Source organism: Streptomyces spororaveus, assembly GCF_016755875.1.
GTDB lineage: Bacteria > Actinomycetota > Actinomycetes > Streptomycetales > Streptomycetaceae > Streptomyces > Streptomyces spororaveus.
This window is the reverse complement of sequence record NZ_BNED01000005.1, coordinates 7,646,865-7,656,902: the sequence shown is the minus strand read 5'-3', so window position 1 is coordinate 7,656,902 and position 10,038 is coordinate 7,646,865. Positions and strand designations below refer to the sequence as shown.

Here is a 10,038-nt window from a genome sequence, read left to right as displayed (position 1 = left end):
TCAGGCCGTCCCGCGCCCCCGGTTGTCATCCGTGTCCCCGGTCTTCCCCTGTCGTCCTGGGACCGTCAGGTCACGGCGCGCCGAAGGTGAGCGTCAGCTGGGGCGTCCCTTCGTTCGCCTGTGCCTCGGAGGACCACAGCCAGAGGGCGTCCGTACCGGTGCTGGTGAGCGCCAGGCCGTAGCCGGTGCCGAGCGCCGCCGCGACGTGCGCGGTGGTCAGGGCGGTGGTGTGCACCGCCGAACCGTCCGGGACCCCGGAGAAGGTGCCGAGCGCGGGACCACCCAGCGCGGGGCGGTTGTTGTACGTGGTCCCGCCCTCGCTCCACGAGCCGGTGACCGGGACGACCGAGACGGTGTCCGTGGTACCGGCGCCGCTCTGCGTGCTCGTCTTCACGCTGAGCGCGGCCGACTTCAGTACGGTGCCCGCGGGTGCGGCGGGCAGGTCGAAGCGCAGGTAGCTCGCGTAGAACGAGGTGCCGCGCACGGCGAGGGATCCCGAGGTGCCGTAGGTGGTGGCGGGCGCGCCCGCGTTGGCGTAGGTGTCCTCCGCGGCGGTGACCTGGACCACCGAGTCGGCCGGGGCGGTGGCGAGGGTGTAGTGGTTCTGCACCTGTGCCGCGCTGAGCACCGTCGGGTACACGGCGGTCTCGTCGAGCCGGCCGGACCAGTACTCGCTCGTCGGGCGGTCGGGCCAGCCGCCGAGGCTGTCGCCGCCGGCGTGCCAGTAGCCGGAGAAGTTCTCGTGGGTGGTGACGGCGAGCGTGCCCTTCTGGGCGCCGTCCACGTAGAGGGTCATGCCGCCGGGGCCCTGGGTGGCGACGACATGGTGCCACTGGTTGTCGTTGTAGGCGCCCGGGGTGGTGATGGTGCGGGTGGCTCCGGTGTAGACGCCGTAGACGAGCCGGCCGCCGTTGGTCATGTAGATGTGCTTGTCGTACTGATTGCTGCCGCGGGCCTGGTTGTTCCCGAAGCCGACGAGTTTGCCGCCTCGGGTGGTGTCCGTCCGGAACCAGGTCTCGATGGTGTAGGTGCTGCCCACGGTCTGCCGCGTGTCCCCGTACACCTGGGTGTCCGTGCCGTTGAAGCCGATCGCCGTACTGGCGCCCGAGACGGCGCCGGGGGTCTGCCGCAGGGCGGGGGCGCCCAGGTGGGTGCCGCTCTGGTTGCCGCCGGCCGAGGTGTCGGCGGCGAACGGCAGGGCCGATTCGTCGTAGCGCCAGTACTGCTGGGCCCCATCGGCGCGGACCTGGTTCGGGTAGCCCTCCACCGTGGTCGGGACGGTCACGCTCGCCGTCGCGGACAGGGCGCTGGTGTTGCCCGCCGCGTCGGTGGCCGTCACCCGGTAGGTGTACGCCTGGCCGGCCACGGCGGTGGTGTCGGCCCAGGAGGCCTGCGGCCGCTTGAAGAACAGCGAGTCGGCGGTGACCGTGGCGAGGGGGGTGGCCGCGCCATTGCGGTAGATCCGGTAGGTCAGCGCGCTGTCGTCGAGGTCGAGGCTGGTGCGCCAGCGCACCTGGACCTCGCCGGGCTTGACGCTGACGGCACTGGCCACGGGCACGGTGGGCGCGCCGGTGTCGCCGGTGGAGGCGAACCGGGTCAGGCTCTGCTGGGCCGCGCCGTTGACGGTGGTGAACTCCCCGCCGACCCAGAGGTACTGGACGCCGCCCTTGGAGCCGACCGTCATCACGCGCGGCCCGATGCCCTCACCGATGCCGTCGTTGGTGTCGGGGGCCCAGCCGAGTTTGCCGGTGCCGGTGGTGGGCTGGGCGAGCAGGTGGTGGCGCTGGCCGTCGGGGAACTCTCCGACGCTGGAGCAGTCGTGCGCGTGCGAGGCGCTGTAGAGGACGCTCTGATACGGCAGCACGGCCTGGGTGGCGCCGAGGCAGGTGTCGCGCCAGCGCTGGCCGTAGTCGCCGAGGTTGAGCGCGATCCGGCCGTCGAAGACGCCGCCGCCGGTGCCCTCGTTGGCGGTGTAGAAGCCGGTCGCGTCGGTCGCGATGTCCTTGACCACGGAGTTGGTCTCGATGAAGCCGGCGTACGACTTGGTGAGCGCGCCGCTCGTCGCGTCGACGACGGCCAGTGCGTGCGTGTTCGTGCCGTTGACGGTGAAGAAGTCGCCGCCGAGGACCACGTGATCGCCGTCCGGGGTGACCTCGACGGCGCGCCCGGGCTCGTCGGCGTCGGCGGTGAAGGGCTTCAGCGCCCCGTCGGCCGCGCCGACGGCGGCGAAGCGCCCGCGGGGCTGGCCGGCGACGCTGAGGAAGTCGCCGCCCGCGTACACGGTGTCGCCGGTGACGGCGAGGGCGCGGACGGTGGCGGCGAAGGCCGGGCGGAAGCCCTGCTTGACGGTGCAGCTCGCCACGTCGACGGCGGCGAGGCTGGAGACGGGGGTGCCGTTGACGGCACCGAAGTAGCCGCCGACGTACAGGGTCGCCTTGTCCGGCGAGAGGGCGAGCGCGCGGACCGTGGCGCTGCCGGAGGCGACGGTGAAGGACAGTTCACAGGAGGTCGGAGCGCCGGTCGCGGCGTCGAGGGCCGCGAAGTTCACGGCCGACCGCTCGCTTCCGGAGCCTCCGGCGGGCGGGCGCAGCGTGGAGAAGGTGCCGCCGGCGAAGACCTGGCCGCCCGCCTCGGCGAGGGCCCAGACGACGCCGTTGGGCTGCCAGGTGGACAGCGGGTCGGCGGTGAACGCGACGGGCGGGGTGATCGCCGCCGCCTGCGGGGCGAGGCCGAGGCCCACCCCCGCGACGGTGCCGGCCAGGGACAGGGCGAGCGCGGCCGCCGCCCCTCGGGATCTACGCATGAATCCCCCAGTTCGGTGTGCGGTACGGCCGTAGGGTGCGGCCGGACGGGCCATGGCCGAAAACCACCGAACAGCAGTCCACAGCCGTGCCTAAGGGCGCACCCTAGAGCGATTCGCGGCTTGATTCATCCCACTTGACCTATCGGATGCGAATGAGCGCCGGCCCCGCACGCCCGCCCCGCCGTCACGCGCGCGGCTTCGCCCGGACGTGCATGCGCTCACCCTGCCGCCCGAAGAGGCTGAGGATCTCCACCGGACGCCCGTCCGCGCTGGTGAACCAGTGGGGCAGCCGGGTGTCGAACTCGGCGGCCTCGCCGGGGCCGAGGACCAGGTCGTGCTCGGCGAGGACGAGGCGCAGCCGGCCCTCCAGCACGTACAGCCACTCGTAGCCCTCGTGCGTGCGCGGATCCGGCTCGCCGCCCCGGTCGGGGATGAGCATCTTGTACGCCTGGAGGGGGCCCGGGCCTCGGGTGAGCGGTACGGCGGTGCCGCCGTTCGGGAGGGTGCGGGGAGTCAGCCGTACCCGGGGATCCCCCACTTCGGGGGCGCCCACCAGGTCGTCCAGGGGCACCTGGTACGCGGCCGCGAGCGGCAGCAGCAGTTCCAGGCTGGGCCTGCGCTGCCCGGACTCCAGCCGGGACAGGGTGCTCTTGGAGATGCCGGTCGTCTCGGAGAGCGCGGCCAGGGTGAGGCCCCGCCGGGCGCGCAACCGTCTGAGCCGGGGCGCGACCTCGTCGAGGACCGCCTGGTGCGGGGATGGCTTGTCGTCCATACGGCCATTGCACCCGGCCGTCCCGGAAACGGCAACAAGGTTTGCCGTCCGCCGTCCGGCGCCCGCACCCTCCCGGCATGAGCCCACACAGTGATTCCGCGACCGGACACGGACAGCGCCGCACCGGCGGCGAAGACCGGAGGGCGGCGGCCGGCGGGCACGGGGCCGCGCTGCCCTGGGTGCTCGCCGGTCTCTCCCTCTCCGTACTGCTGTCCTCGCTCGGCACCGGCATCGCCCACGTGGGCCTGCCGACCCTGGCCCGGGTGTTCTCCGCCTCCTTCCAGGAGGTGCAGTGGATCGTCCTCGCCTACCTCCTCGCCATCACCACCCTGGTCGTGGGTGTCGGCCGCCTCGGGGACCTCGTCGGCCGCCGTCGGCTGCTCCTGGCCGGTATCTCCTTGTTCACCGCGGCCTCGGGGCTGTGCGCCGTCGCGCCCACGCTCTGGCTGCTGGTCTCCGCCCGGGCGGCCCAGGGCCTGGGAGCCGCCGTGATGACGGCCCTCACCATGGCGTTCGTCGGTGAGACGGTCCCGAAGGAGCGGACGGGCAGCGCCATGGGGCTGCTCGGCACGATGTCCGCGGTGGGCACCGCTCTCGGCCCGTCGCTGGGCGGGGCCCTGCTCGCCGGGTTCGGCTGGCGGGCGCTCTTCCTCGTCAACGTGCCGCTGGGCATCGCGGCGTTCCTGCTCGCCCACCGCCATCTGCCCGCCGACCGGCAGGGGTCCGGGGCCGACCGGGCCCCCTTCGACCACCTGGGTACCCTCCTGCTCGCGCTGACGCTCGCGGCCTACGCGCTCGCGATGACCCTCGGCGGGGGCCGGTTCGGCGCCCTCAACACGGCACTGCTGCTGGCCGCCGGCTGCGGGGCCGTCCTCTTCGCGCGCGCCGAGGCGGGGGCCGCCTCGCCCTTGGTCCACCGGGCGTTGTTCCGCGATCCGGTGATCGGCGCCGGTCTCGCTTCGAGTGCGCTCGTGTCGACGGTGATGATGGCGACGCTGGTGGTCGGGCCGTTCTACCTCTCCCGGTCGCTCGGGCTGGACGCGGCCCCGGTCGGGCTCGTCCTGTCGGCCGGTCCGCTGGTCGCCGCGGTGACCGGGGTTCCCGCCGGGCGCCTGGTGGACCGGTTCGGCGCGCAGCGCACGACCCTGGCCGGGCTGCTGGCGATGACGGCCGGTGCCCTCACCCTGTCCATGGCGCCGCCTTCGCCCGGTGTCCTCGGGTACGTCGCCCCGCTCGCGGTCCTGACCGCCGGCTACGCGGTGTTCCAGACGGCCAACAACACCGCCGTCATGGCGGATGCCGGCCCGGACCGGCGGGGCGTCGTCTCCGGCGTGCTCAACCTCTCGCGCAATCTCGGTCTGGTCACCGGCGCGTCCGTCATGGGCGCCGTGTTCGCGCACGCGACGGCGTCGGCCGACGTCGCCTCGGCGTCCGCCGGGGCCGTGGCCGCCGGGACGCGGTTCACCTTCCTGGTCGCGGCGGTCCTGATCGTCGTCGCGCTGGCCGCCGTCGCCGCCGTGAGCCTGCTCAGGGGGCGATCCGGCCCGGCAGGGGACGGCACAGCAGCGCGGCCGGGGAGGGGCGGGTGGCGGCGCGGGTGGTGAAGGCGATGCCCGCCGCGTACTCGGTGGGCAGGCACTGGCCCTTGTAGTTCCCGTAGCCGAAGTCACCGCCGGGGCCGCCCGGCGGGCGGTTGTCGCCCCGGTCGAACCAGAGCGTCCGGCCGCCTCCGGGAAGCGCCGTACGGGCCGGGGCGCACAGCGCCGCCGAGACCCGCTCGCCGCGCAGGCTGTAGCCGATCAGGAACTGGCCACCCGGACACTGGAGCTTGGTGTATCCGGTGGCCCAGTCGCCGCCCGCCGGGACGTACGTCTCGTCGCGGACCACGGTGTGCCCGCCCGTCGGGGCGCGCAGGCCGGAGGTGGTGCACAGGCCGCGGCCGCCGGTGTGGGCGAGCCCGGCGAGGGCCGCGCCGTCGGGACAGACCGCCTTGCGGGCCCCGCTGTCCCAGTCGCCGGTGGCACGGGTGCGCAGGGACGCGTTGTGGTCGCGGTGGTCGGTGGTCAGCTGGTACCAGGCGGTGGTGGCGGGGACCGGCCCGGTGCGGCCGGGGGTGGTGGTGAGCGGTGACCAGCGGGCGGTGCGCCAGTCGCCCGGGTCCAGGACGCCGGAGCGGCGGCCGGTGGCGTCGTAGCGCAGGAGCGCCCAGGTGTCGCCGCCCGGGGTGCCCTGGGCGGTGGTGCTCCAGCCGACGAGGGGCCAGTACGCGAAGTCGGCGTCGGAGCGGGTCAGATAGCCGGTGAGCCGGTCGAACCAGGCCCGCGGGGCGGTGCCGCTCTCGTCGGCCCCGATGCCGAACTCACTGATCCAGACGGGGGCGGTGAAGTGCGTGCCGGTCTCCGCGGACACGAAGAAGGCCTGGTCGTAGAGGGTCTGTTCGAGCTCCGCGGCGGTCATGTCCTGGTAGCGGGGGTCATGGGTCTCGCCCATGCCGGTGGCGCCGCTGTGCCGGGGGCCGGTGTAGCCGTAGAAGTGGGCGGAGTAGACCAGCTTGTTCGAGGTGACCAGGGTGTGGGAGAGGGTGCGTACGGGGGTCAGGGTGGGGCGGCCGTGCGGGAAGCCGTCCACGGGCAGGCCGAACCAGTTGATGCCCTCGACCACGATCAGCAGGTCCGGATTGGCCTCGGTGAGGATGCGGTCGGCGGCCTCCTGGGCGGCCGCGTGCCAGTCGTGGTTGTCGCCGAGGCCCCAGTTGGGGTCGTCGAAGACGTCGCGGCGGACCTCGTTGTAGAGGTCGGCGCCGACCACGCGCGGGTTGTCCCGGTAGCGGCGGGCGAGGAGGACCCAGTCGTCGGCCCACTGGGCCGTGGAGCGGCCGCTGTTCCAGCGTTCGTTGCCGTCGAGGCCGCAGCACCAACGGGTGGTGACGGTGTGGTTGTTGAGGATGACGGCGAAGCCCGCGTCGGTGAGGGCGGCGACCACCGCGTCGTAGACCTGGAGGGGCGTGCGGCCGCGCAGGGCCGGGTTGGCGGCGACGGCGGAGTCCGGCACGGGGGTGCTGTCGCGCAGCATCTCGTTGGAGAAGGGCAGCCGGATGCTGTTGAGCCCGAGGGCCCGGAAGTCGGCGAGCAGGGCGGGCAGGGGCGTCCGGTCCAGGCCGACGGGTATGCCGTGGGAGTTCTGCCCGCTGTGGTGCGTGGCGGGGTCGTCGCGGTCGCCCGAGCCGTTCCAGGAGCCCTGGGCCCCGTCCCAGTTCCCTGAGCGCAGGCGGAAGCGGTTGCCCTGCGCGTCGACGATGTACCGGCCGCGGGTGGACAGCGGCGGCGTCCAGGCCTCGGCGGTGCCCGTGGCCGCGGACGGCGGGGCGGCGGCGCGGGCGGACTGGGCGGCCGGGGCCGACAGAGCCCCGGCGGCCAGCAGGAGGGCGCAGAGGACGGCGCGTAAGAGGCTCTTCATCTCGCTCCTGCCGGAATCGGCCGTCCCGGCGGGCGGCTGCCGCGGGCAGGTTACCGGTGGGTCGCTTGCGGGGGAAGGTGGAGGCGGGGACGCTTTTCGCCCGGTCACGCACCGTCACCCTGCGGAAACGGCCCCGCGCGGTGCCGCGCCCCTCTACCGTGCCCTGAGGTGATGTGGCACGGCACCGGAGGGCGGGGCGGATGGACGACGAAGAAGACATGCGGCTGGCGGGAATGACGCCGGAGATCTCCCGCCGCACCCTCACCCTGCTGCGCGGTCTCGCGGGCCTCGAACCGCCCGAGCAGGTTCCCGAGGAGGCGATGGTCGTCGCCGACGCGGTCCTGGCCGAGCACGGCACCGACGGACTCCGGGTGCTGGTGATGACGCTGGCGGCCTGGGCGACGGCCCAGATCGAGAATGTCGCCGAGCTGAGCGGGCGCAGCCACGAGGCCGTCCTCGACGCCATGGAGCTGGCCTGCCTGGAGGCGAACGCCGAGGACACCCCCTGAGCGCCGTGCCGTGGGGCCCTTGAGCCGCAGAAGGCCTCCGGGGCCCCGTCCCGCACCGGTCCCGGAGGAATCTGTGCCCGGTCCGGCCGCGATATGCCGGGCGTCGGCGACACTGGGAGAGCAGGAGCTTCGTGGGGGGTCGTGATCGGAGGCCGTCGTGAGCACACCTTCCCCCATCCGGATCGCCGCCGTCCTGTCCACCGAGCACCGTGGACGGCTGATGTCCCAGGCCCGTGAGGTCAATTTCCCGGAGAGCGCGCGCATCTTCGACGAGGGCACACGGGCGGATTCCTTCTGGATCGTGCGTTCCGGCACCGTGACCCTGGAGATCCCCGTCGCGGGCCGCCGGCCCGCGCCCGTGGAGAGCCTCGGCCCCGGTGAGCTGGTGGGCTGGTCCTGGCTCTTCCCGCCGTACGTGTGGCAGCTCAGCGCGGAGGCGATGACGCCGGTACGCGCGTACGAGTTCGACGCCGCGACCGTCCGGATGCTGATGGACGCCGACCCGACCTTCGGCTCCGCGATCGGGCACTGGGTCGGGCGCGTCCTCGCGATGCGCCTCCAGCAGACGCGCACCCGCCTGCTGGAGCTGTACGCCCCCCGCCTCACCAGCACCGCCTAGAGGAACGGCACCGCCCAGGAACGGCACCGCCCCGCCCAGGGGGTGTCCGGCGGATGCCGTGCCCCGTCCCGCGGGGAGCGGGTCAGGGGCTCGCCTCGGCGATGTCCGGCTCCTCGGCGTCCTTCGCCCGCCCGACGGCATACTCGGCGAGGATCTCCTCCTCCGTGCGCCAGTCCTCGTCCCGGACCGCCGTCGGCAGCAGGCCGGCCGACAGGAGGGCGAGGAGGACCAGGCCTCCGGAGAACCAGGTGATCGTCTTGGTGGAGTCGGTGAACGCCGTCCGCGCCGCCTTCTCCACCTCGCGCCCGGCCACGGCGGCGCTCTCCCCGCCACGCCCTGCCAGGCGGGCGCAGTCCCCGGCCGCCGACGGCCCCTCGTCCGTGGCGACCCGCTCGCGGACACAGGCCCGGAAGTCGGTGAGCAAGGGGTCGACGTCCTGACCGGAGGCCGTGGCGACGGCTCGCACGCGGGGCACGGAGTCGTCCGCCGCGTGGTCCGCCCGGATCCCCAGCAGTGCGACGAACACGGTACCGAGGACCGCCACTCCGAGGGTGCCGCCGAGCTGGTCGAAGGCGTTCAGAAGGCCGGAGGCGGAGCCGGCTTCACGGTCGGAGACGCCGCCGAGGATCTGGCTCGTGAGCGGGGTGAGGACGAAGCCCATGCCGGTACCGCAGAGGAGGCCGGAGGGGATCAGTTCCCAGGGGTTCAGGCCGTTTCCGGCGAGCTGGAGCGTCAGCCAGGTGCCCGCGGTGCCGATCAGCAGGGCGAACAGCCCCCACGTGAGGACGCGGCCGCCGTGGCGCGGCACAAGGGCCATGCCGGACCAGGCGGATCCGAAGGCGACGCCGACGGCCCAGGGCATCTCGGTCAGGCCGGCCTTGAGGGCGGAGAATCCGAGGCCGATCTGCACGTGGAGCGCGAGGACCATGAGGTAGCCGGCCATGGCGCAGAAGAAGGCCAGGGTGATGAACAGGCCGACGACTAAGGTGCGGTTGCGCAGCAGGCTCATCTCGACGAGCGGGGTGCGCTCGGAGCGCTGCAGCCGGACCTCGTACCAGGCGAACAGGGCGAGGACCGGTACCGAGCCGACGAGCATGGCCAGGATCCAGCCGGGCCAGCCCTGCTCGCGCCCCTGGACCAGCGGGTAGACGAGGAGGAACAGGCCGGTCGTGGCGAGCAGCATGCCGACGGTGTCGAGGTCCGGGCGACGCGGGGAGCGGGACTCAGGGAGGATGCGCAGGGCGATGGCGAAAGCCGCGATGCCGACGGGGACGTTCAGCAGGAAGACGGAGCGCCAGCCCGTGCCGAAGAGGTCCCAGTCCACGAGCGCGCCGCCGAGCACGGGGCCGCCCACGGCGGCGAGTCCCATGAACGGGCCGGAGGCGCCGAAGGCCGCCGCCCGCCGCCCGGGCGGGAAGACGTTCTTGATGACGGCGAGGACCTGGGGCACCATCACCGCCGCCGAGGCGCCCTGCAGGACGCGGGCCGCGATCAGTTCGGTGGAGTTCTGCGCGGCCGCGCACAGGGCGGACATGGCGGTGAACGCGGCGAGACCGGCGAGGAAGGTGCGACGGCGGCCGAAGACGTCGCCGAGCCGGCCGCCGGTGACCAGCAGGACGGCGAAGGCCAGCGCGTAGCCGGCGGCCATCCACTGCAGGGCGGTGTAGCTGCCGCCGAGGTCGGCGCGGATGGCCGGCATGGCCACATTGATCACGGAGCCGTCCAGCAGGTCCATGAAGTTGGCGCCGAGCAGGACGAACAGGAGCAGCCAGTGGCTCGGTGAACCACCCCGTGCGGGCTTTTCTGCGGTGGGCATCGTGGTCGAGGCCATGGGGTCCCCCTCGCGGTCTTGGGCTTAACCGAGAACAAAATTATACCA

7 protein-coding genes are annotated in these 10,038 nt (G+C 73.5%); 3 read left to right on the top strand and 4 right to left on the bottom strand.

The genetic code is table 11. The annotated features are described in order from the left end of the window. Positions 1-70 precede the first annotated feature (70 nt). Both Sspor_RS36950 and Sspor_RS36945 read right to left on the bottom strand, forming a co-directional pair. Positions 71-2,803: a DNRLRE domain-containing protein gene (locus tag Sspor_RS36950; protein ID WP_202203000.1), complete on the bottom strand. Its 2,733-nt coding sequence runs from the start codon at positions 2,801-2,803 to the stop codon at positions 71-73. Positions 2,804-2,987: 184 nt separating this feature from the next. Further along, complete coding sequence (locus Sspor_RS36945; protein WP_202202999.1) at positions 2,988-3,575, bottom strand: helix-turn-helix domain-containing protein; 588 nt, start codon at positions 3,573-3,575, stop codon at positions 2,988-2,990. A 77-nt stretch (positions 3,576-3,652) separates the two neighbouring features. Here Sspor_RS36945 and Sspor_RS36940 point away from each other — a divergent pair, with 77 nt between their 5' ends. Next, entirely contained in the window at positions 3,653-5,179 is a 1,527-nt protein-coding gene (locus Sspor_RS36940; protein WP_202202998.1) for an MFS transporter, read from the top strand. On the opposite strand, the gene Sspor_RS36935 is transcribed toward Sspor_RS36940, so the two are convergent. Next, on the bottom strand, positions 5,103-7,031 hold the full coding sequence (locus Sspor_RS36935; RefSeq protein WP_202202997.1) for a glycoside hydrolase family 5 protein: 1,929 nt from the start codon (positions 7,029-7,031) through the stop codon (positions 5,103-5,105). The genes Sspor_RS36940 and Sspor_RS36935 overlap by 77 nt on opposite strands. Before the next feature lie 200 nt (positions 7,032-7,231). Between Sspor_RS36935 and Sspor_RS36930 the strand changes: the two genes are divergently transcribed. Continuing rightward, positions 7,232-7,540, top strand: coding sequence for a hypothetical protein (locus tag Sspor_RS36930; RefSeq protein WP_030722976.1), 309 nt, complete (start codon positions 7,232-7,234; stop codon positions 7,538-7,540). A gap of 157 nt (positions 7,541-7,697) precedes the next feature. After that, a complete protein-coding gene (locus Sspor_RS36925; RefSeq protein ID WP_202202996.1) occupies positions 7,698-8,159 on the top strand; it encodes a Crp/Fnr family transcriptional regulator in 462 nt (153 codons plus the stop codon). A gap of 82 nt (positions 8,160-8,241) precedes the next feature. Here Sspor_RS36925 and Sspor_RS36920 read toward each other — a convergent pair whose 3' ends face one another. Continuing rightward, positions 8,242-9,990 (bottom strand): MFS transporter, encoded by a 1,749-nt coding sequence (locus tag Sspor_RS36920; protein WP_202202995.1) that lies wholly within the window; start codon positions 9,988-9,990, stop codon positions 8,242-8,244. Between the last annotated feature and the right edge of the window lie 48 nt (positions 9,991-10,038).